The organism is Pseudomonas sp. 18173 (genome assembly GCF_050432945.1).
Lineage (GTDB): Bacteria > Pseudomonadota > Gammaproteobacteria > Pseudomonadales > Pseudomonadaceae > Aquipseudomonas.
Window position 1 is genome coordinate 109,575 of record NZ_JBKFTN010000005.1, and the last position, 22,310, is coordinate 131,884.

General features: G+C 61.8%; 21 protein-coding genes. 11 read left to right on the forward strand and 10 right to left on the reverse strand.

From position 1 onward, the window contains the following. Nucleotides 1-206: 206 nt before the first annotated feature. The 6 genes from ACLD1X_RS07535 (at nt 207) to ACLD1X_RS07560 (ending at nt 6,589) form a co-directional block, all read left to right on the forward strand. Nucleotides 207-725, forward strand: coding sequence for an RNA polymerase sigma factor (locus ACLD1X_RS07535; protein ID WP_429366777.1), 519 nt, complete (start codon nt 207-209; stop codon nt 723-725). After that, nucleotides 722-1,696 (forward strand): FecR family protein, encoded by a 975-nt coding sequence (locus ACLD1X_RS07540; RefSeq protein ID WP_429366778.1) that lies wholly within the window; start codon nt 722-724, stop codon nt 1,694-1,696. The genes ACLD1X_RS07535 and ACLD1X_RS07540 overlap by 4 nt, the downstream gene beginning before the upstream one ends. A gap of 285 nt (nt 1,697-1,981) precedes the next feature. Beyond that, a complete protein-coding gene (locus ACLD1X_RS07545; RefSeq protein WP_429366779.1) occupies nt 1,982-4,426 on the forward strand; it encodes a TonB-dependent siderophore receptor in 2,445 nt (814 codons plus the stop codon). 72 nt (nt 4,427-4,498) lie between these two features. Continuing rightward, nucleotides 4,499-5,629 carry a PepSY-associated TM helix domain-containing protein gene (locus ACLD1X_RS07550; protein WP_429366780.1) on the forward strand — a complete coding sequence of 377 codons (1,131 nt, stop codon included), beginning with the start codon at nt 4,499-4,501 and terminating at the stop codon, nt 5,627-5,629. Next, the gene (locus ACLD1X_RS07555; RefSeq protein ID WP_429366781.1) at nt 5,626-5,805 is read left to right on the forward strand and encodes a hypothetical protein; all 180 of its coding nucleotides are present in this window, start codon (nt 5,626-5,628) and stop codon (nt 5,803-5,805) included. Before ACLD1X_RS07550 ends, ACLD1X_RS07555 begins: the two co-directional genes overlap by 4 nt. A 154-nt stretch (nt 5,806-5,959) precedes the next feature. Continuing rightward, entirely contained in the window at nt 5,960-6,589 is a 630-nt protein-coding gene (locus ACLD1X_RS07560) for a glutathione S-transferase (RefSeq protein WP_429366782.1), read from the forward strand. Nucleotides 6,590-6,601: 12 nt separating this feature from the next. Here ACLD1X_RS07560 and ACLD1X_RS07565 read toward each other — a convergent pair whose 3' ends face one another. After that, on the reverse strand, nt 6,602-7,102 hold the full coding sequence (locus tag ACLD1X_RS07565; RefSeq protein WP_429366783.1) for an ATP-dependent zinc protease family protein: 501 nt from the start codon (nt 7,100-7,102) through the stop codon (nt 6,602-6,604). Between the two features lie 164 nt (nt 7,103-7,266). Here ACLD1X_RS07565 and ACLD1X_RS07570 point away from each other — a divergent pair, with 164 nt between their 5' ends. Then, nucleotides 7,267-8,154, forward strand: a complete 888-nt coding sequence (locus ACLD1X_RS07570) for an acyltransferase (RefSeq protein WP_429366784.1) — start codon at nt 7,267-7,269, stop codon at nt 8,152-8,154. A 1-nt stretch (nt 8,155) separates the two neighbouring features. Here the strand turns inward: ACLD1X_RS07570 and ACLD1X_RS07575 are convergent, their stop codons facing one another. Continuing rightward, entirely contained in the window at nt 8,156-8,716 is a 561-nt protein-coding gene (locus ACLD1X_RS07575) for a DUF2780 domain-containing protein (RefSeq protein ID WP_429366785.1), read from the reverse strand. A 308-nt stretch (nt 8,717-9,024) separates the two neighbouring features. Between ACLD1X_RS07575 and ACLD1X_RS07580 the strand changes: the two genes are divergently transcribed. From ACLD1X_RS07580 to ACLD1X_RS07590, 3 genes are read left to right on the forward strand one after another with little or no spacing between them, the layout of a single operon-like run. Further along, a complete protein-coding gene (locus ACLD1X_RS07580) occupies nt 9,025-9,618 on the forward strand; it encodes a fasciclin domain-containing protein (protein WP_429366786.1) in 594 nt (197 codons plus the stop codon). Nucleotides 9,619-9,673: 55 nt separating this feature from the next. Continuing rightward, nucleotides 9,674-10,300, forward strand: coding sequence for a sigma-70 family RNA polymerase sigma factor (locus ACLD1X_RS07585; RefSeq protein WP_429366787.1), 627 nt, complete (start codon nt 9,674-9,676; stop codon nt 10,298-10,300). Continuing rightward, complete coding sequence (locus ACLD1X_RS07590) at nt 10,297-10,971, forward strand: anti-sigma factor (RefSeq protein WP_429366788.1); 675 nt, start codon at nt 10,297-10,299, stop codon at nt 10,969-10,971. Before ACLD1X_RS07585 ends, ACLD1X_RS07590 begins: the two co-directional genes overlap by 4 nt. 69 nt (nt 10,972-11,040) lie before the next feature. Here the strand turns inward: ACLD1X_RS07590 and fdhA are convergent, their stop codons facing one another. From fdhA to ACLD1X_RS07630, 8 genes are all read right to left on the reverse strand, one after another. Further along, nucleotides 11,041-12,240, reverse strand: coding sequence for a formaldehyde dehydrogenase, glutathione-independent (fdhA, locus tag ACLD1X_RS07595; protein ID WP_429366789.1), 1,200 nt, complete (start codon nt 12,238-12,240; stop codon nt 11,041-11,043). Between the two features lie 118 nt (nt 12,241-12,358). Further along, nucleotides 12,359-13,216 carry a formyltetrahydrofolate deformylase gene (gene purU / locus ACLD1X_RS07600; RefSeq protein WP_429366790.1) on the reverse strand — a complete coding sequence of 286 codons (858 nt, stop codon included), beginning with the start codon at nt 13,214-13,216 and terminating at the stop codon, nt 12,359-12,361. A 168-nt stretch (nt 13,217-13,384) separates the two neighbouring features. Continuing rightward, nucleotides 13,385-14,017 carry a sarcosine oxidase subunit gamma gene (locus ACLD1X_RS07605; RefSeq protein WP_429366791.1) on the reverse strand — a complete coding sequence of 211 codons (633 nt, stop codon included), beginning with the start codon at nt 14,015-14,017 and terminating at the stop codon, nt 13,385-13,387. Nucleotides 14,018-14,180: 163 nt separating this feature from the next. Further along, entirely contained in the window at nt 14,181-17,198 is a 3,018-nt protein-coding gene (locus ACLD1X_RS07610; protein WP_429366792.1) for a sarcosine oxidase subunit alpha, read from the reverse strand. Further along, nucleotides 17,195-17,524 carry a sarcosine oxidase subunit delta gene (locus tag ACLD1X_RS07615; RefSeq protein WP_053163068.1) on the reverse strand — a complete coding sequence of 110 codons (330 nt, stop codon included), beginning with the start codon at nt 17,522-17,524 and terminating at the stop codon, nt 17,195-17,197. Before ACLD1X_RS07615 ends, ACLD1X_RS07610 begins: the two co-directional genes overlap by 4 nt. A 14-nt stretch (nt 17,525-17,538) precedes the next feature. Further along, complete coding sequence (locus ACLD1X_RS07620) at nt 17,539-18,789, reverse strand: sarcosine oxidase subunit beta (protein WP_007936415.1); 1,251 nt, start codon at nt 18,787-18,789, stop codon at nt 17,539-17,541. A 23-nt stretch (nt 18,790-18,812) separates the two neighbouring features. Continuing rightward, nucleotides 18,813-20,066, reverse strand: coding sequence for a serine hydroxymethyltransferase (gene glyA / locus ACLD1X_RS07625; protein WP_413424829.1), 1,254 nt, complete (start codon nt 20,064-20,066; stop codon nt 18,813-18,815). 303 nt (nt 20,067-20,369) lie between these two features. Beyond that, the gene (locus ACLD1X_RS07630) at nt 20,370-21,086 is read right to left on the reverse strand and encodes a TraX family protein (RefSeq protein WP_429366793.1); all 717 of its coding nucleotides are present in this window, start codon (nt 21,084-21,086) and stop codon (nt 20,370-20,372) included. A gap of 144 nt (nt 21,087-21,230) precedes the next feature. Here ACLD1X_RS07630 and ACLD1X_RS07635 point away from each other — a divergent pair, with 144 nt between their 5' ends. Continuing rightward, a complete protein-coding gene (locus ACLD1X_RS07635; RefSeq protein WP_429366794.1) occupies nt 21,231-22,271 on the forward strand; it encodes a low specificity L-threonine aldolase in 1,041 nt (346 codons plus the stop codon). Nucleotides 22,272-22,310: the final 39 nt, after the last annotated feature.

The following is a 22,310-nucleotide window of genomic DNA, read 5'->3' on the forward strand; positions in this document are numbered from 1 at the left end:
GAGCGAGCTTGCTCGCGATGGACGCGAACGGTGACGCGTGCTGTCTGGAAAAATGCGTCGCCTTCAAATTCATCGCGAGCAAGCTCGCTCCTACAAGGGCCTTCGCCAAGTTCCGACCCGACCAACGCCAATTGCTTACCTCCCCCGCCTCTGCCACAATCGCGAACAATTCTCGTTAGTTAACATTTCCCAATCGGTGATGCGGCGTGTCGTCAGTCCCAAGCCCCCAAAGTGAGCTCGTCGGTGCGTTATATCGTGACCATCGCGGTTGGCTATTGGCCTGGCTTCGGCGCAACGTCGCCTGCCCGCAGCGTGCCGAAGACCTGAGCCAGGACACTTTCGTGCGCTTGCTGGGCCGCGAGGAACTGAAAGCCCCACACGAGCCACGGGCATTCCTGGTGGCGATCGCCAAGGGCCTGCTGTTCGATTATTTCCGCCGCGCCGCGCTGGAGCAGGCTTACCTCACCGAGTTGATGCTGGTTCCCGAAGCCGAACAACCGTCGGCGGAAGAACAGCAGATGATCCTCGAAGACCTGAAAAACATCGACCGTTTGCTTGGCACGCTTTCCAGCAAAGCCCGGGCAGCGTTCCTCTACAACCGTCTCGACGGCCTCGGCCATGCGCAAATCGCCGAGCGCCTGGGCGTGTCGGTGCCGCGGGTGCGCCAGTACCTGGCGCAGGGCATTCGCCAGTGCTACATCGCGCTGTACGGTGAACCGACATGAACCCGCTCAGTTCCAAGCCGGTGTCGGCCAAGGTGCTGGACGCGGCGATTGCCTGGCAGTTGTCCCTGGATTGCGCCAACCCGGTAGAGCGCGAAGAGTTCGCCAAGTGGCACGCGGCCCACGAAGAGCACGCCCGCGCCTGGCGCCAGCTGGGCATGCTCGACCAGCGATTCAGCGTGGCCAGCGGCCCGGCCCGCACGGCCCTGCTGCAATCGCGCGAAGGTATTCGTCGACGGGTGCGCAAGCTCGGCAGCGGTGTAGCCAGTTTCGTTGCCGTGATCGGCCTGGCGCTGTTTGCCGGGGAGCGTTATCTGCCTATCGACTATTGGCTGGCCGACCAGCGCACCGCCGTTGGCGAGCAGCGCACCCTGCGCCTGGCGGATGGCACGCTGGTCAATCTCAACACCCACAGTGCCCTGGATGTGCGCTTCGATGAAAAGCAGCGACGCATCGTGCTTCAGGACGGCGAAATCCTGGTGGAAACCGCTCATGGCGATCCCCGGCCGTTCATCGTCGAAACCCGCGAAGGCAGCATGCGCGCGCTGGGTACCCGGTTTCTGGTCAAGCGCGAAGAAGAAGGCACGCGCCTGAGCGTGTTGCAGTCGGCGGTGGCGGTTCATCCGCAGTCCAGTGCAGACGAACAGATCCTGCACGAAGGCCAGCAGGTGCTGATCCGCAACAACAGCCTGGGCCCGGTTCTGGCCATCCATTTCGGTGCGGATGCCTGGACCCGCGGCATGCTGGTGGTGGACAACACGCGACTGGAAGATCTGGTGCATGAAATCGGCCGCTATCGAACCGGTTACGTTGGCGTCGCGCCGGAAGTCGCCGACCTGCGCATCACCGGCAGTTTCCCGCTGCGCGACACTGACCTCGCGCTCAATGCCCTGTTGCCGACCCTGCCGGTGCAGATCGAACAGCACACGCAATGGTGGGTGAAGGTCGTGGCCAAGGCCGATACCAAGCCCTGAACCCGCACACAGAACCCTGTGGCGAGGGGGCTTGCCCCCGTTGGGTCGCGAAGCGACCCCTGCATTTTCCAGTTAAACCGCATTGGCTGATTTTGCGACTGCTACGCAGCCGGACGGGGCGGTGCGGCGATCCGACAAGCCCCCTCGCCACAACTGCGCACGACTGAAGCTTTTTGATAGCGACTCAGTATCTGAATCGAAATTATTTTCATCCAGCCCTATCACTTTTCAATTCTCGTTCGGCACACAGGCAATTGAGAAATATTTCCATTCAGGAGCCGCTGTATGTCCCGTTCGCTAGACACCTTGTTGCGCCCCGGTTTACTGGCGCTTGCCATTGCCCTTTGCACCCCTTTGGCCAGCAGCCCACTGTATGCCGCTGAACAGGCTTCCAGCGTTCGCGCCTACAACCTGCCGGCCGCTCCGTTGGCCAGCACCCTGAACCAGATCGCCAGCCAGGCCGGTTTGGCCTTGTCGCTGAATCCGTCGCTGGCGGCGGGCAAGACCTCGGCACCCGTCAATGGCCAGTTCGACGCAGCCGGCGCCCTGCGTGAAGCCCTGCGTGGAACCGGCCTGCAACTGGAACAGAGCAGTACAGGCACCTACAGCCTGGTTGCCGTGCCCGAGGGCGTGATGGCCCTGCCGGCAACCAGTGTGATCGGTGTGGAAGACTCTGAAAGCGCCTGGGGTTCGGCGCAGGGCTATACAGCCAAGCGCACCGCCGCCGGCACCAAGACCGACACCGCGCTGGTCGAAGCGCCGCGCTCGATTTCGGTCGTCACTCGCCAGCAGATGGACGACCGCAACGTGCACACCCTCGATGATGCCGTACGCTACTTGCCGGGCATCACCGCCAGCAGCTTCGGCAGCGACACCCGCTCCGACTGGTTGCGCGTGCGTGGTTTCGAACCGACTCAATTCCTCGACGGCCTGCCGCTGCCAAAAGGTGTGTACGCCAACCCGAAACAGGAAACCTGGAACCTCGACCGCCTGGCGTTGCTGCGTGGCCCGGCCTCGTCCGTATACGGCCAGACTCCGCCGGGCGGCTTGCTGGACATGGTCAGCCGTCGCCCAAGCGCTGAAGCCAGCAGCGAGATCCAGCTGCAGTACGGCAGTGACAACCATCGCCAGATCAACTTCGCCAGCACCGGCAAGATCGACGACGAAGGACAGTTCCTGTACAGCCTCAGCGGCGTACTGCGCGACGGTGGCACACCAATCGACCACATCGATGACAAGCGCTACAACATTGCGCCAAGCCTGACCTGGAATATCGACGACGACACCCGGTTCACCCTGCTCACGCAGTTCACCCGCGACGATACCGGTATCACCAGTCAGTTCTATCCGATCCAGGGCACCAAGATCGACATGCCGTTCGGCGAAATCTCCCATCACAAGAACCTGGGTGATCCGAACTACGACTTCTACGACCGCACCTACTACGCGCTGGGTTACGCCTTCGAACATCGCCTGAACGATGTCTGGCAGTTCCGGCAGAACCTGCGCTACACCAAGTCGGAGCTGTCGTTCCAGGCCGTGACCGTCAACAGCTACAACCCTGATTTTGCCCAGTTCGGGTTTGTCGTCGACGATCAAGGCAACACCGGTCGTGGCACCACCAACGTCGACGAAGACATCGCCCAGTTCGCCGTGGACAACAACTTCCAGGGCGATTTCGTCACCGGCGACGTCAGCCACACCTTGCTGATTGGCCTGGACCACCAGCGCAATACCACCAACTACCTGTCGATCTTCGGTACCGCGCCGGGCATCAACGTCAACAATCCGATCTATGGCTTGCCGATCGAGCGTCCGGCACGCTCCACGGCCTTCTATGACTACGAACAGAAAACCCAGCAGACCGGCCTGTACATCCAGGACCAGATGGCCCTCGACCAATGGCGCCTGACCCTCGGCGGTCGTGAAGACTGGGTCCACACCGGTACCACGTTCTTCAACAAGGGCGATGCCACCAACACCGAGCGCGACAAGAACTTCAGCGGCAACGCGGCGATCAGCTACGTGTTCGACTCGGGCTTCGTGCCTTACCTGTCCTACGCCGAATCGTTCCAGCCGACCAGCAATGCCGCCGCCTCGCCGACCGACTCGTTCAAGCCGACCGAAGGCAAACAGTGGGAACTGGGCATCAAATACCAGCCACCGGGCAGCAACACCCTGCTGACGGCGGCGGTGTATGACCTGACCCAGAAAAACGTTTCAGTCACCAACAACGTGGGCAACATCACGGTCACCAGCCAGACCGGCGAAGTGAAAGTCAAAGGCCTGGAGCTGGAAGCCGTCTCCGACGTGACCGAAAACCTCAAGGTTACCGCTGCCTACACCCTGGCCAAATCCGAAGTGCAAGACGGCATCTACAAGGGCAATCGCCTGCAACTGATGCCTAACCAGCAAGCGTCGGTGTGGGGCGACTACACCTGGCACAACGGCGTGCTGGACGGCTTCGGCATCGGCGCCGGCGCACGCTACACCGGCAACACCTACGGCGACCAGGCCAACACCTGGCTGGGCAAGGCCGGCGCCTACACGGTGTTCGACGCGGCGGTTCACTACGACCTCGGTCGCCTGGACAACAGCCTCAAAGGCGCTTCGCTGGCCGTTAACGCGACCAACCTGTTCGACAAGGACTACATCTCCACTTGCGACAGCTTCTACTGCTACTACGGCGACCAGCGCAGTGTCGTCGCGAGCGCCACGTACAAGTGGTAACGCCTTGAGCTGACACGCCCAATGACCAGGCCGTCCTTCGTGGACGGCTTTGGTTTATCTGAAGGCCATGAAATGAAAAGTAAAACAATACGCCGCTGGTCCGCTGTCCATACCTGGACCAGCCTGGTTTGCACGATGTTCCTGTTGCTGCTGGCGCTGACCGGCCTGCCGTTGATCTTTCACCACGAGATCGACCATTTGCTGGGCGATGCGCCTGAAGTGAAGGCAATGGCGGCGGACACCCCGCACCTGAATTTACAGCAACTGGCAGAGGCGGCCGAGCGACATCGTCCCGGTGAAGTCATGCAGTATTTCGGCTTCGAGGACGACGAGCCCAACGCGGTGCTGACCATCATGGCCGCGACCGCCGGCACCGAGCCGAACTCGTCCCACACCTTCATGCTCGATGCCCGCACCGGCGAAGCATTGGAAACGCCTTCGGCCAACGGCGGCTTCATGCTGACCATGTTGCGCCTGCACGTGGACATGTTCGCCGGGCTGCCGGGCAAGTTGCTGCTGGCGTTCATGGGGATACTGTTCGTGGTGGCGATCGTTTCCGGCACGGTGTTGTACCTGCCGTTCATGCGCCGCCTGAAGTTCGCCACCGTGCGCCAGGACAAATCCACGCGCCTGCGCTGGCTCGACCTGCATAACCTGATCGGCGTAGTGACGTTGACCTGGGCCTTGGTGGTCGGCGTGACGGGTGTGATCAGTGCCTGCTCCGACCTGATCATTGCCGCCTGGCGCAACGACAGCCTGAGCGCAATGGTCGCGCCGTACCGCGATGCGCCGCCGCTGACGCAGCGGGCACCGGCCACCCGTCTGCTCGAGATCGCCAAGGAGGTCGCGCCGGGCATGCAGCCGGACTTCATTGCCTTCCCCGGCACGCGGTTTTCCAGCGAACACCATTACGCGGTGTTCATGAAAGGCAGCACGCACCTGACCTCTCACCTGCTGACACCCGTACTGATCGACGCCAGCACCCTGCAAGTCACCGCCGTGGCCGAACGACCGTGGTACATGGACGCCATGGGCATGTCGCAGCCGCTGCATTTCGGAGACTACGGCGGCATGCCGATGAAAATCCTCTGGGCGACCCTGGATGTGCTGACCATCATCGTGCTCGGCAGCGGGGTGTACCTGTGGGTGGTGCGGCGCAAGGCTGCCAGGCCGGTGCTGGAAAAAACGGAGAGCGTGGCATGAAACCCCGGCAGTCGAACTTCTGGAAAGTGTTCAGCACCCCAATCGTCATCGCCCTGTTCAGCGCGGCAGGGCTGTTTGCCGCCTTGCTTGGCGATGGTGTGTGGGATGCCTTGAGCTGGTTGGGCCTGGGCATTCCCGCTGTCCTCGCCCTGCGCGGCCTCCTTCAACGCCACTAAACCCTGTAGGAGCGAGCCTGCTCGCGATGCACCTGAGAACGCCTCGGGGTGTCAGGACGCCAGCGTCATCGTTGGCGACCATCGCGAGCAGGCTCGCTCCCACAGAGTCCAACACGCTATGCTGCCCGACACTGCCACCGACCGAGACGCTGCCATGTCCGCCCCGAGCATGACCCTGTACCACAACCCGCTCTCTCCCTTCGTTCGCAAAGTCATGGTGCTGCTGCACGAAACAGGTCAACAGGACCGAGTAGCGCTGCAAAACTGCGTACTCACCCCGGTCAGCCCGGACCCGGCCCTGATCGACGACAACCCCCTGAGCAAGATCCCGGCCCTGCGCCTGGCCGATGGCAATGTCATCCATGACAGCCGGGTCATCTTCGACTACCTCGATCAGCAGCACGTCGGCAACCCGCTGATCCCCCGCGAAGGCTCGGCCCGCTGGCGGCGCCTGACCCTCGCTTCGCTGGCCGACGGGATCATGGATGCAGCCGTGCTTGTGCGCTACGAAGTCGCCCTGCGCGCCCCGGAGAAACACTGGGACGAATGGCTCGACGGCCAGCGCGACAAGATCCGCCGTGCCCTGGCACTGCTGGAGAAAGATGCGATTGCCGAGCTGACCTGTCATTTCGACGTGGCAGCGATCAGTGTGGCTTGTGCATTGGGGTATCTGGATCTGCGCCATCCGGATCTGGAATGGCGCGAGGCTAACCCGCAGTTGGCGGCGTGGTATTTCGAGGTCAGTCAGCGGCCTTCGATGATTGCGACGATGCCGAAGGTTTAACCTTTCAAAAGATCAGCAATCCGGCTTGTCCGCCGTAAAGCGCCGAGCCGGGTTCACCGCCGCCCCAAACTCACGCAAAGCCTTCGCTCCAATCAACAATGGATAGTTGAAGCTGCTGCGGTCGGTCAGGTTCACCTCAACCGTGCGCTTGACGTTGCCCAGGCACATTTCCAGATCAACCACCGGCCGCTTGGTGGGGGCTGCCGTTTCGTCATCCTCCTCTTCGGAACGGGTCTTGATCTTGCTGATCCGCGCAATCTTGTGCTCGTAGACCTTATTGCTCGCATCCTTGGTAGCGAGGCGGAAACGCACCCAGTCTTCGCCATCACGCTTGAAGGTTTCGATGTCCTTGGCCGACAGCGACGCGGTCAGGGCGCCGGTGTCCATTTTCGCCTTGAGGACCTGCCCGCCGATTTCCGGCAGGGCGATGTATTCGTAACGCCCATAGAGGGTGGGTTCGGCGGCCATGACCGGCAGGGCGATGAGGGAGAGCACTGCAAGGAGGGATTTCACGTGATGGGCTTCCATGAGAGTAAACAGCGGGAATTTAGACCGTCGTTCGCTTGATCGTTCCCACAAGGTTACCGGCGCAAAGGTGAAACATTTGTCAGCCCCGATTTGGCCTGGCAACCGAAGCTGCTTATCATGGCGCGCCCAACCGCTTCCATGAGTGACTTATGCGCCGCCTGCTCACCGGCTGTTTCGTGACCCTGCTGCTTCTGCTCAATACCCTGGTCCTGATCGGGCCGTTGATGGTGTTTGCCCTGCTCAAACTGGTCCTGCCCGGTCGCTTTCGCGATTACGCCTCATGGTCGGTGATGTGGATCGCCGAGACCTGGTCCGAGATCGACAAGCTGATCTTCCGCCTGTGCATCCCCACCCAATGGGACATCCGCGGCGGTGACGATCTGCGTCGCGACACCTCGTACCTGGTGATCAGCAACCATCAATCCTGGGTCGACATCCCGGCGCTGATCCAGACGCTGAACCGGCGTACGCCGTTCTTCAAATTCTTCCTCAAGAAAGAACTGATCTGGGTGCCCTTCCTGGGCCTGGCGTGGTGGGCGCTGGATTACCCGTTCATGAAGCGCTACAGCAAGGCGTTCCTGGCCAGGCATCCGGAGCTGGCGGGCAAGGATCTGGAGATCACCAGACAGGCCTGCGAGTTGTTCAAGCGCCAACCGGTGACGGTGGTCAATTATCTGGAAGGCACGCGCTTCACAACGGCTAAACGTGCCCAGCAACAGTCACCGTTCGATCACCTGCTCAAGCCCAAGGCCGGCGGAGTGGCCTTTGTGCTGGCGGCGATGGGTGAACAGCTGGACGCGATTCTCGATGTGACAGTGGTCTACCCGCAGCAGAAGATTCCGGGGTTCTGGGACCTGATCAGCGGCAATGTGCCAAGGGTCATCATCGACATCAAGACCCGCGAACTCGACCCGGCGCTCTGGCAGGGCGATTACGAAAACGATCCGCTGTTTCGCGAAAAAATCCAGAACTGGGTCAACCAGCTCTGGATCGAAAAGGACCAGCGAATCGACGCCTTGCGCACCGAGCGTCGCTGAATCAGCTACCGGTGCCGGTGCCGGTACCCCAGATGCTGCCCAGACTGCTCAGCAGCGAACCGCCGACGCCCTGCTGACCAAGGAACTGCAGGATCACCGGGGTAAACAAACCGATCATGCCGCTGTCCATGCCCAAGGTGCTGAAAGCATTGTTCAGGTCATTGGTGTTCTTGACGTTGCCCAAAGCGTTATCCAGGCCTGCGGCCTTGCCGCTGGAGCCGAGCAGTCCGGCCAGCGCTCCCAACTCACCGCCGCCCGAAAGCATGTCGATACCCGGCACGCTTTTGGCCAGTTCCGAGTAGTCGCTTGAACTCAACTGGTTCTTCGCCAGCCCCAGCATCGCCCCGGCGCCGCCAATGGCCTGCTGTGGGGTGATGTTCAATGCAGTGAGTGCGCCCAGCAGGTCCGCCGTTTCCGCAGTCGGCGCGGCTTCGGTCGCGGCATTGCCGCCCTGCATGCCGGAAATGGCATTGGCCGCATCGCTCAGGTTGAACTGGGCGAAGGCCGGGCTGGCCGCCAGGGTCAAGAGCGATGCCAGGACAAAACCGCGTGAAATCTTCATTCAGACATCCTCTATGAACGCCGCCCGGCAATGGGCGGCGAAAAACTGTGCGTTGGACTGAAATCCCCCGACATTGTTCCCGCCCACCCATCCCCTGTAGGAGCGAGCTCGCTCGCGATGGACGTCAACGATGACGCGGGCTGTCGGGATAAACGCATTGCCTTTGAGCCCATCGTCGGAGCGCCGCCCGGAGCAAGCTCGCTCCTACAGAAAAAATTCCCCACGCACTGCATCCAACCTGCCCCCACGCCCGTATATCAAGCACGGACAGACATTCCTGGCCGATTCCCCACCAAAGGATCACCACCATGAAACGCACTTCGATCAAAACACCGTTGATTGCCAGCCTGCTGACCCTGGCCCTTGGCGGCGCTTTCGCCCTGAATACCGTGCAAGCGGCAACCATGAGCCATGACAACGTGACGGTCGGCGGCCAGGCCATGCTGCCGAGCAAGGACATCGTCGATAACGCGGTGAACTCCGCCGATCACACCACCCTGGTCGCCGCGGTAAAAGCGGCAGGCCTGGTCGACACCCTCAAGGGCAAAGGTCCATTCACCGTGTTCGCCCCGGTCAATTCAGCCTTTACCGCCCTGCCCGCCGGTACCGTCGATACCCTGCTCAAACCGGAAAACAAGGCCACGCTGAGCAAAATCCTCACCTACCACGTGGTCGCCGGCAAACTCGACATGGCCACCCTGGCCGAGAAGATCAAGGCCGGTGGCGGCAAGACCGAGCTCACCACCGTTGCGGGCGGCAAGTTGTGGGCGATGATGAACGGCCCTCACAACATCACCATCAAGGATGAAAAAGGTGACGTCGCCGACATCACCACCTATGACGTGTACCAGTCCAACGGCGTGATACAGGTCATCGACAAAGTGTTGATGCCGAAAAGCTGAACCGGGCCGCCGACCCCGTGTATCGGGGTCGGCGGGTTAGCCGAGGTGTCCGCCCGTGAATGGAACAACCGCACGTCGTGAACTAACCTCTGGCTGCAACCAGCCCCTTGTCCTGCTTTCCAGGAGAACCGCTATTCCCGTCACCGACACCGATCAGCTCAGACAACTGCTGGCCCAGTGTTCACTGGGTGACCGCCGCGCGTTCGAGACGCTGTACCGCAGCGTCGGGCCTCGGCTGCACGGTGTTGCCCTGCGATTCATGGGCAGGCCTGATCTGGCGGAAGAAGTGCTGCAAGAAAGCTTCGTGCGCATCTGGAACAACGCCTCGCGCTACGAAGCGCATCTGTCGGCGCCGATGACCTGGATGATCAACATCACCCGCAATCAAGCCATCGACCAGTTGCGCAAACACCGCGACCGACCGTTGAGCGATCTTGAAGAACAGGCGCTGGTGGACGAAGCCCCGTCGGCCCACGACCTGTTGAACAGCACTCGCGAGGCCAATGCCCTGAGCCGCTGCCTGGACAGCCTCGAAAGCATGCAACGCCAATCGATCACCGTCGCCTACTTTCAAGGACTGTCGTGCTCCGAACTGGCCGAACACCTGGCCGCGCCGCTGGGCTCGGTGAAGTCCTGGATCCGCCGCGGCATGGAGCGCCTGCGCAGGTGCCTTGAATCATGAACTATAAAACCCCGACCCTGCGCCGCGCCCTCGCCGCCGACTATGCCATTGGCCTGATGCCTGCCACCGCGCGCCGGCGTTTCGAACAGCTGTTGCTGGAAGATGCGACCTTGCGCGCGGAACTGGCGCAGTGGCAGGAAAGCCTGCTCAGCCTGACCGAAACCCTGCCCGAGCAGACGGTGCCGGATCGTGTCTGGCAGGGCATTACCGAACGGATCGAACCTCAAGTGCTGCACGTGCCAGAGAAGCGTCCGTTCTGGAACTGGCTGCGAGTGACAGCTGCAGTTTGCTCACTGGTCATCGCCGTAACTCTCGGCATGCTCTACACCCGCGACGACGCCCGCTACAGCGCCACGCTGGTCAACGCCGACGCGAAACCAGCGTTGCGTGTGCAGGCCCACGACAATTACCTGCAAGTCGAGCCGCTGACACTCGCGGCTGTCGACCCCGGGCAAAGCCTGGAGTTGTGGGCGATTCCGGCGGACGGCAAACCGATCTCCCTCGGCGTGATTCCGGCTGGAGGCAAAGGCAAGGTCGAATTGAGCGAGGCGCAGAAAGCGCTGATCGGCAAGCCGATTGCGCTGGCGGTCAGTCTTGAACCGAAGGGCGGCTCGCCGACCGGGCAGCCGACGGGGCCGGTGCTGTACCAAGGGGCATTGGCGGCGCTGTGAAAGCAGAAGAGCAAAGATCGCAATAAAAAACGGCGACCCGAAGGTCGCCGTTTCATTTGGCGCGAAGACTCAAGCTGCGCTGAACATCTTGTGCGGATCGATCACAAACTTCTTCGGCACGCCGGCATCGAACTCGCCATAACCCTGTGGAGCCTGATCCAGGCTGATCACCTGAACGCCCACCACTTCGGCGATGTTGATGCGGTCCCACATGATCGCTTGCATGAGCGCGCGGTTGTACTTCATCACCGGGGTCTGGCCGGTGTGGAAGCTGTGGGACTTGGCCCAGCCCAGGCCGAAACGGATGCTCAGGCTGCCCATTTTCGCGGCAGCGTCGACAGCACCCGGGTCTTCGGTAACGTAGAGGCCGGGAATGCCGATCTTGCCTGCCACACGCACCACGCCCATCAGCGAGTTGAGTACGGTGGCCGGTGCTTCGTGCTTCACGCCGTCATGGCCGTGGCCACGAGCTTCGAAGCCTACGGCGTCGATGGCGCAATCCACTTCCGGTTCGCCCAGCAGTGCGGCGATCTGTTCGTGCAGCGGCGTGTCCAGGGACAGGTCGGCGATTTCGAAGCCTTGGGCCTTGGCGTGAGCCAGGCGAACGGTGTTGACGTCACCGACGATCACCACCGCTGCACCCAGCAGGCGAGCGGAAGCGGCAGCCGCCAGGCCCACCGGACCGGCGCCGGCGATGTATACGGTGCTGCCCGGGCCAACGCCTGCCGTCACGGCACCGTGGTAGCCGGTTGGCAGGATGTCGGAGAGACAGGTCAGGTCGCGTATTTTTGCCATGGCGCGATCGCGATCAGGCAGTTTCAGCAGGTTGAAGTCCGCGTAAGGCACCATCGCGTATTCAGCCTGGCCGCCGGTCCAGTCGCCCATGTCGACATAACCATAAGCACCGCCCGGACGCGCCGGGTTAACGCTCAGGCAAACGCCGGTGTGCATTTCCTTGCAGGAACGGCAGCGTCCGCAAGCCACGTTGAACGGTACGGACACCAGGTCGCCGATCTGCAGGTTCTCGACGTCGCTGCCCTTTTCGATCACTTCACCGGTGATCTCGTGACCCAGGACCAGACCGGTTTGTGCGGTGGTACGGCCACGCACCATGTGCTGGTCGGAACCACAGATATTGGTGGAAACCACACGCAGGATGACGGCGTGGTTAATTTTCCTGCCGCGCGGGTCCTGCATTTTCGGATAGTCGATTTTCTGTACTTCGACCTTGCCAGCGCCGAGATACACCACACCACGATTGCCAGACATGCTTTCACCTCGCTGTTGTTTTTATGGAACCGCGTTGCCCAGGCAGGCAGCGCGTTAAATGCTCGGGTACAGATGCTGTTTCTTGTGTTGCCTGTAAGGGCCTGCTCGCGAAAGCGATCTAAAGAACGACAGTTCTGTTCGCGTTCAAGAAAACCCTTCGTTCAATGTGATACCCAACGGCCCGCGCCAGGGTCAGCCCTTCAATATCCCGCCCCTTGGCGATCAGGTCCTCGGGGTAATGGCTGTGATCCACCACCTCCACCCCCTGGGCTATGATCGGGCCTTCATCCAGGTCGTTGTTGATGTAGTGCGCCGTGGCGCCCACCAGTTTCACGCCCTTGTTGTAGGCCTGGTGATAGGGCTTGGCCCCCTTGAAACCGGGCAGCAGGGAGTGGTGGATGTTGATCGCCTTGCCATCGAGCTTGCGACACAGCTCCGGCGACAGCACTTGCATGTAGCGGGCAAGAATCACCAGTTCGGCACCGGACTCTTCGATCACCTGCAACACTTGCCGCTCCTGGGACGGCTTGTCGTTGGGGTCCAGCGGGAAGTGGTAGTACGGAATCTGGTGCCAGTCGGCCAGCGGCTTGAGGTCCGGGTGGTTGGAGATCACCGCGGCCACGTCCATCGACAACTGGCCGATGCGCTGGCGATAAAGCAGATCGTTGAGGCAGTGATCGGCCTTGGAAACCATGATCACCACTTTTGGCCGATAGTTCGGCGCAGTCAGTTCGAAGATCATGCCAAAGGCCTCGCCACGCTCGGCCAGCCCCGCGCGGAACGACTGCTCGTCGAAGCCGTCGGGTTGGCGAAACTCCACGCGAATGAAGAAACGCCCCGAAAGGCGGTCATCGAAGGAGTGGTGTTCAGTGACGTAGCAGCCCTGCTCGAACAGAAAGCGGGTCACCGCGTCCACCGTGCCGAGCACGCTGGGGCAGTCGGCAGTCAGGATCCATGTGTCTGGGGCGCGGCTCATAGTGCGGTGACTCCTGTGCAATCTATAGATGAAGCTGCCTTCCTGTAGGAGCGAGCTTGCTCGCGATGAACTCAAGGACGACGCGCTCATCCAGCAAGCACGCGTTATCGTTGTCGTCCATCGCGAGCGATCGAGCGTCGACCGGCTGCTCCTACAGTGGCGGTGTGATCAAGCCTGAACGCTGAGGCCGTATTCGGCACAAGCATCCTGCAACCACAGCCACCAGTAATCCGAGAAGCTGCGACGAATCAGCAGTTCCCAGGTGTCTTCGGCGGTGTGACGGATCATCAGCTGCGACTTGGCGAACACCGTGCCGACGGCTTTGCCCACCGGGAAGTTGTTCGGGTGCACGTCGTAGCTGGTGGACTTCATCAGTACCTGGCGCACGTTCGGGCCGCTCAGTTCGAGCAGTTGCTGGCCACCGCTGACGTTGACGATTGCAATGTGCAGATCGCCCAGCGCTTCACGCAGTTTTTTCTCGGCCGCAAGCTCTTCACCGGTCGGCACGATCAGCAGCCACTCATCCGGCCCCATCCATTGCAAACTGGTTTCGCCTTTGACGATGACGCTGAGCGCGCCCGGCAACTCGATGCCCAGGGCCTTGTGCACGCCCGCGGCGAACGCGGCGTCGTGGCCATCGCCGCGGATGGTCAGGTGGCCGAGGAGTTTTTTCTCACGCACGGTCACGCCGGCGTTCTTGCGGCCCTTGCCCACCAGGCTGGCGAGGTCGGCGTGATGCAGCGACGACTCGGCCTTGGCCCCGGAGGTTGGGCGTTGTTGGTAAACATTGGCTGCGGTCATAAAGCACCTTTATCAATTCTGTTGGGGCGGGTTCCTGTGGTGGCTGTTCTACCGCCTTCGCGAGCAAGCCCGCTCCCACATTCGACCGCGTTCCCCTGTGGGAGCGGGCTTGCTCGCGAATGGGCCGACTCGGTGTCATGCCCATCCACGAGAACTGAAGCCTTTACACGTTCTGGCGCTCACCCTTCGGATCGAAGAACACCGAAGAAACGATTTCCGCCTCGATCACGCTGCCGTCCGCCAGGGGTGCGAACACACGTTCGCCCATGCGGTTCAGGCCGCCCTTGACCACGCCCATGGCAAACGAATAGCCCAGGGAGTTGTGCAGGTAACTGGAGGTCACGTGACCGACCATGGTCATCGGGATCGCCTGCTTGGTGTTGAACACCAGTTGCGCACCTTCCGGCAGCCACTTGTTCGGATCGATCGGCTTGAGGCCAACCAACTGCTTACGTTGATCACGCACACAGTCTTCGCGGTTCATGCCACGCCAGCCGATCCACGAGAACGGTTTGGTGCGACCGACGCACCAGCCCATGTTCAGGTCGTCCGGGGTCATCGAACTGTCAGTGTCCTGACCGACGATGATGAAGCCCTTCTCGGCCCGCAGCACGTGCATGGTTTCGGTGCCGTACGGGGTCAGGTTGAATTTCTTGCCGGCGTCGACGATTTTTTCCAGCACGCCCATGGCGTAGTCGGCTTGCACGTTGACTTCGTACGACAGCTCACCGGTAAACGAAATCCGGAACACCCGCGCCGGCACACCACCGACCAGACCTTCTTTCCAGGTCATGAACGGGAAGGCTTCGCTGCTCAGGTCGATGTCGGTGACTTCGCTGAGCAGCTTGCGGCTGTTCGGCCCGGACAGGGTCATGGTCGCCCAGTGGTCGGTCACGGAGGTGAAGTACACCTTCATGTCCGGCCATTCGGTCTGGTGGTACAGCTCCAGCCACTGCAGCACACGTGCCGCGCCGCCGGTGGTGGTGGTCATGACGAAATGGTTGTCGGCAAGGCATGCCGTCACACCGTCGTCGAACACCATGCCGTCTTCTTTGCACATCAGGCCGTAACGCGCCTTGCCCACGTCGAGCTTGGTCCAGGCGTTGGTGTAGACGCGGTTGAGGAACTCGCGTGCGTCCGGGCCCTGGATGTCGATCTTGCCCAGGGTCGATGCGTCCAGCAGGCCGACGCTGTCGCGCACGGCTTTGCATTCGCGCTTCACGGCCGCGTGCATGTCTTCACCGGATTTCGGGAAGTACCACGGACGTTTCCACTGGCCAACGTCTTCGAACTCGGCGCCGTTTTTCAGGTGCCACTGATGCAGGGCGGTGTAGCGCACCGGCTCGAAGATGTGTCCACAGTGACGACCGGCCACGGCGCCGAAGGTTACCGGCGTGTAGTTCGGGCGGAACATGGTGGTGCCCATCTGCGGGATGGTCACGTTCAGCGAGCGGGCAGCGATGGCCAGGCCGTTGACGTTGCCGAGCTTGCCCTGATCGGTGCCGAAGCCCAGTGCGGTGTAGCGCTTGACGTGCTCGACCGACTCGAAGCCTTCGCGGGTCGCCAGTTCGATGGCGGCGGCAGTCACGTCGTTTTGCAGGTCGACGAATTGCTTCGGTGCCCGTGCGGTGTTCTTTTCATGAGGCACCTGGAACAGCGCCAGCGTCGGCTCTTCGAGACGGCTCAGGGCTTTCGGCAGTACGCCTTCGACTGTCTGGAACCCGGCTTCAGCAGCGGCGCGGGAACCGCCTTCAAAACCGTCGGCCAGAGAATCGCCAAGGCCGTAAACGCCGTTGATGCCACCGACACACACGCGTTTCTGCGGTGCTTCACCCGGTACGAAACCGAGGATGTCTTCGCGCCAGATCGGCTTGCCACCCAGGTGCGAAGCCAGGTGAACCACCGGGCTGTAACCACCGGAGCTGGCCACCACGTCGCATTCGAGCCATTCGCCCGGGCTGGTCACGGTGTGCGCCTTGACATCGATGGCGGCCACACGGGCAGCGGTCACGCGCTTGCTGCCACGGGCCTCGATCACGGCGCTGCCGGTGAGGATGCGGATACCTTTGGCGCGTGCCTCTTCCACCAGCGCACCACGCGGGTTGCTGCGGGCGTCGGCGATGGCCACCACTTGCAGGCTGGCATCAAGCCAATCCAGGGCAACGCGGTAGGCGTGATCGTTGTTGGTCGACAGCACCAGCTTCTTGCCCGGTGCCACGCCGTAACGGCGCACGTAGGTCGAGACGGCACCGGCAAGCATGTTGCCCGGCACATCGTTGTTGCCGTAGACCAGTGGACGCTCGTGAGCGCCGGTCGCCAGCACTACACGCTTGGCACGAACACGGTGAATGCGCTGACGCACCTGGCCAATCGGTGCACGGTCGCCGAGGTGATCGGTCAGGCGCTCGTGAATGGTCAGGAAGTTATGGTCGTGGTAGCCGTTGACCGTGGCGCGCGGCAACAGCAGCACGTCCGGGGTGTTCTTCAGTTCGTCGATGACGCTGGCGACCCACTCCACGGCAGGCTTGCCGTCGAGGCTTTCGCGGGAGTCGAGCAGGCTGCCGCCGAACTCTTCCTGCTCATCGGCGAGGATCACACGGGCACCGCTGCGCGCAGCCGCCAGGGCAGCCGCCAGACCGGCAGGGCCAGCGCCGACGATCAGCACGTCGCAGTGCTGGTTCATGTAGTCGTAGGTGTCCGGATCGTTCTCGGTCGGCGAGCGGCCAAGACCGGCAGCCTTACGAATGTACTTCTCGTAAGTCATCCAGAACGATTGCGGGTACATGAAGGTTTTGTAGTAGAAACCCGGTGGCATCAGCTTGCCGCCGACCTTGCCGAGAATCCCCATCATGTCGTTGTTCACGCTCGGCCAGCCGTTGGTGCTGGTGGCGACCAGGCCCTGATACAGCGCCTGTTGCGTAGCACGCACGTTCGGGATTTGCGTGGCTTCGGTGGCGCCGATCTGCAGCACCGCGTTCGGCTCTTCGGCACCGGCGGCGAAGATGCCGCGCGGACGGGAATACTTGAAGCTGCGACCGATGATGTCGACGCCGTTGGCCAGCAGTGCAGCGGCCAGGGAATCGCCTTCGAAGCCTTTGTAGTTCTGGCCGTTGAAGGTGAAGGTCAAGACTTTGTTGCGGTCGATCCGTCCGCCGTTGGACAGGCGATTGATCTGGCTCATACCTTCTCTCCCAGAGCCGTGCTGGCCGCTTTCGGGCTATCGGTCTTGTCGGTGAATTGTGGCTTGGTGCCGATCTTGTAGGTTTCGAGAATCTCGTAGGTCACGGTGTCGCGGGTGACGTTGAAGTACTGGCGGCAACCGGCGACGTGATCCCACAGCTCGTGGTGCAGGCCGCGAGGGTTGTCGCGGAAGAACATGTAGTCGCCCCACTCCTCGTCGGTGCAGCTGCCCGGGTCCAGCGGGCGCGGGATGTGCGCCTGGCCGGATGCATGGAATTCCTCTTCGGAGCGCAGTTCGCCGCAGTGAGGACAGAAGATATGCAACATAGGGATTTCTCCTGTTAGTGGGCGACTGCCGCAGCGCCGTGTTCGTCGATCAACGCACCGCTGTGGAAGCGGTCGATGGAGAAAGGTGCAGCCAACGGGTGCATTTCACCCTTGGCCAGGCTCGCGGCAAACACGTTGCCCGAACCAGGTGTGGCCTTGAAGCCACCGGTGCCCCAACCGCAGTTGAAGAACATGTTCGGTACCGGGGTTTTCGAGATGATCGGGCAGGCATCCGGCGTGGTGTCGACGATGCCGCCCCACTGACGGTTCATGCGCACGCGAGACAGTACCGGGAACATCTCGACGATGGCCTGGATGGTGTGCTCGATCACCGGGTACGAACCACGCTGGCCATAGCCGTTGTAGCCGTCGATACCGGCACCGATCACCAGGTCGCCCTTGTCGGACTGGCTGATGTAACCGTGCACGGCGTTGGACATGATCACGCTGTCGATAATCGGCTTGATCGGCTCGGACACCAGCGCTTGCAGCGGGTGGGATTCGATCGGCAGGCGGAAACCGGCGAGCTTGGCCATGTGCCCGGAGTTACCGGCAGTCACTACGCCGACGCGCTTGGCGCCGATGAAGCCCTTGTTGGTTTCAACGCCGATGCACACGCCGTTTTCCTTGCGGAAACCGATCACTTCGGTCTGCTGGATCAAGTCCACACCCAAAGCGTCGGCGGCACGGGCAAAGCCCCAGGCCACGGCATCGTGACGGGCCACGCCGCCGCGACGCTGGACGGTCGCGCCCATCACCGGGTAGCGGGTGTTCTTCGAGCAGTCGAGGTACGGGATCTCGTCCGCCACTTGCTTGGCATCGAGCAACTCGCCGTCCACGCCATTGAGGCGGTTGGCGCTGACCCGACGCTCGGAATCACGGATGTCCTGCAGGGTGTGGCACAGGTTGTAGACGCCGCGCTGGGAGAACATCACGTTGTAGTTGAGGTCCTGGGACAGGCCTTCCCACAGTTTCATCGCGTGTTCGTACAGGTGCGCCGACTCGTCCCACAGGTAGTTGGAGCGAACGATGGTGGTGTTGCGCGCGGTGTTACCGCCGCCCAGCCAGCCTTTCTCGACCACGGCCACGTTGGTGATGCCGTGTTCCTTGGCCAGGTAGTAAGCCGTGGCGAGACCATGCCCGCCACCGCCGACGATGACCACGTCGTAGACCTTTTTAGGGGTCGGCGTGCGCCACATGCGTTGCCAGTTTTCATGGTGGCTGAGGGAGTGTTTGAAGAGGCCGAAGCCCGAGTAGCGTTGCATAGTCATTTACTCCAAAACCGCACTCAGCGATAAACCGGGAAGTCCGCGCACAGGGCCGATACCTGCTGGGCGACATTGGCCTCGACATCGGCGTCGCCGAGGTTGTCGAGGATGTCGCAGATCCAGCCGGCCAGCGTGACGCACTGGGTCACCTTGAAGCCGCGAGTGGTCACCGCCGGGGTGCCGATACGCAGGCCGGAAGTGACGAACGGCGACTGTGGATCGTTCGGGACAGCGTTCTTGTTCACAGTGATATGGGCGCGACCGAGGGCGGCGTCCGCCTCTTTGCCGGTGAGGCCCTGACGGATCAGGCTGACCAGGAACAGGTGGTTGTCGGTGCCGCCGGACACTACATCGTAGCCGCGTTTGATAAATACGCCGGCCATCGCCTGGGCGTTGTCGATCACTTGCTGCTGGTAGGCCTTGAAGCCTGGCTCCAGCGCTTCCTTGAAGCACACCGCCTTGCCGGCGATCACGTGCATCAGCGGGCCGCCCTGCGCACCGGGGAATACGGCTGCGTTGAGCTTCTTCTCGATTTCTTCGTTGGACTTGGCCAGGATCAGGCCGCCACGTGGACCGCGCAGGGTCTTGTGGGTGGTGGTGGTGACCACGTCGGCGTAAGGCAGCGGGTTCGGGTACAGGCCGGCAGCGACCAGACCGGCCACGTGGGCCATGTCGACGAACAGCAGCGCACCGACCTTGTCGGCGATCTGACGGAAGCGCGGGAAGTCGAGGGTCTTGGAGTAGGCCGAGAAGCCGGCAACGATCATCTTCGGCTTGTGCTCGACAGCCAGGCGCTCGACTTCGTCGTAGTCGATCAGGCCGGTCTTGGTGTCGATGCCGTACTGCACGGCGTTGTACAGCTTGCCCGAGGACGACACCTTGGCGCCGTGGGTCAGGTGACCACCGTGGGCCAGGCTCATGCCAAGGATGGTGTCGCCGGCTTGCAGCAGGGCTAGGTACACGGCGCTGTTGGCCGACGAACCGGAATGCGGCTGGACGTTGGCGTAATCGGCGCCGAACAGTTGCTTGGCGCGTTCGATGGCCAGGGCTTCGACCTTGTCGACGTGCTCGCAGCCACCGTAGTAACGCTTGCCCGGGTAACCTTCGGCGTACTTGTTGGTCAGGCCGCTGCCTTGCGCTTCCATCACGCGTTTGCTGGTGTAGTTCTCCGACGCGATCAGCTCGATGTGATCTTCCTGACGTTGCTCCTCGGCATTCATCGCCGCCAGCAGTGCATCGTCGTAACCCTGGATCTTGTCTTGCTTGCTGAACATCGCGTCTCTCCCAGCGGCGGCGGTGCGCCATTCGTCTCGGTGAGGCACTGGCTTTTCGGCAGTGCCCTTTGATAGCGATGGTATGACCGGCGTCGAGTCGTCAAATGCCTACGGGCGCCACGCAAAGGTGCGTTTACGACATGGCGGGAAATGGCAAGCCGGACACGATCCCCGAACCAGCCGCAATCCCCTGTGGGAGCGAGCCTGCTCGCGAAGGCGATGGGTCAGCAACATTGATGTCGCCTGACACTCCCTCTTCGCGAGCAGGCTCGCTCCCACAGGGTTTGCGTTCAGTTCCCGGGGTTATGCGAGCACCTGACGCAAAGCCAGCAAAGCGACGAAATGCACGGGATACAGGGCATACGCCCAGCGGCGCATCGGTGGTGGTTTTACGTCCCCGGCGTGTCGCAACAAGAACAGCCCCAGCCATGGCGCAATCAGACAAGTGGCAATGGCCGCCATCGCCACGTGGTTACCCAACCGAGTGGCGTAATACAGCACCTGCCATTGATTGGCCGCCAGACTGACCAGCCCCGCCAATAGCACGAAATACCAGGGTCGCCGGAATACCAGCAACAAGACCAGCGGCAACAGAACGCCAAAAAAACCGAACATCAACCGCTGGGAGAAAAACGCCGCCAGCAGTACCGCGCCGACCGCCAGCAGTCTCGACACAAGCGCCGGTTGCTGCCAGCCACGAATCACCAGCAAGCCCAGGGCAAGGGTGGGCAGCACATTCAAGGTGTCGGGATCGGGAATAAATATCCGGTAAGGAATTTCACTCACCACGCTAAATAGAATCAGCCAGGCCAGATAACGCCACTGACCACCGGTCGTCGTAGTCCGCGCGCGCGCCAGATTGGCCGCCATCGCCAGGCAGAACCACGGAAACGCCAGGCGTCCCGGCACATACAGCCAATCGGCGGAATAACCGACATATCGCAGGTGATCGAGCAGCATGCAGAGCAGCGCCAGCCACTTGAGCAGATCCAGCGCCCCGTCTCGCTGCTTTAAGTGCATAGTCGCGTGCATAATTACCCTTCGACACTGTATTTTCCCGACAGCGACATCCTGTGCGCTCCACCTGACGATCTTGGGTACAGTGCGCACCCTCATTGACCACGGGACGCTTCACCATAGGCATCTCGACCACGGAAGCAGGCCATGACCGACAAGAGCCAACAATTTGCCAGCGACAACTATTCCGGCATCTGCCCTGAAGCCTGGGCTGCCATGGAACAGGCCAACCACGGCCACCAGCGCGCATACGGCGACGACGAATGGACCGCCCGCGCCTCCGACGATTTCCGCAAACTGTTTGAAACCGACTGTGAAGTGTTTTTCGCCTTCAACGGCACCGCCGCCAACTCGCTGGCGCTGTCGTCGCTGTGCCAGAGTTACCACAGCGTGATCTGCTCGGAAACCGCCCACGTCGAAACCGACGAATGCGGCGCCCCGGAGTTCTTCTCCAACGGCTCCAAACTGCTGATCGCCCGCACTGAAAACGGCAAGCTGACGCCGGAATCGATCCGCGAGGTCGCGCTCAAGCGCCAGGACATCCACTACCCCAAACCCCGCGTCGTGACTCTGACCCAGGCCACTGAAGTCGGCAGCGTCTATACCCCGGACGAAATCCGCGCCATCAGCGCCACCTGCAAGGAACTGGGCCTGAACCTGCACATGGACGGCGCGCGCTTTTCCAACGCCTGCGCATTCCTGGGCTGCACCCCGGCTGACCTGACCTGGAAGGCCGGCGTCGACGTACTGTGCTTTGGCGGCACAAAAAACGGCATGGCGGTGGGTGAGGCGATTTTGTTCTTCAATCACAAACTTGCCGAAGACTTCGATTACCGCTGCAAACAGGCTGGGCAGCTTGCTTCAAAGATGCGCTTCCTGTCGGCGCCGTGGGTCGGCATCCTGGAAAACGACGCCTGGCTCAAATACGCCAATCACGCCAATCGCTGTGCGCAATTGCTGGCAGAACTGGTCAGCGACATTCCCGGCGTGGAACTGATGTTCCCGGTTCAGGCCAACGGCGTGTTCCTGCAGCTGTCGGAACCGGCCATCGCCGCACTGACCGCCAAGGGCTGGCGCTTCTACACCTTCATCGGCAACGGCGGCGCACGCTTCATGTGCTCGTGGGACACCGAGGAAGAGCGCGTGCGCGAGCTGGCCAAAGACATCCGCGAAGTAATGTCTCACTAAAACTCCAGAGCCAATGCAATCTCTGTGGGAGCGAGCCTG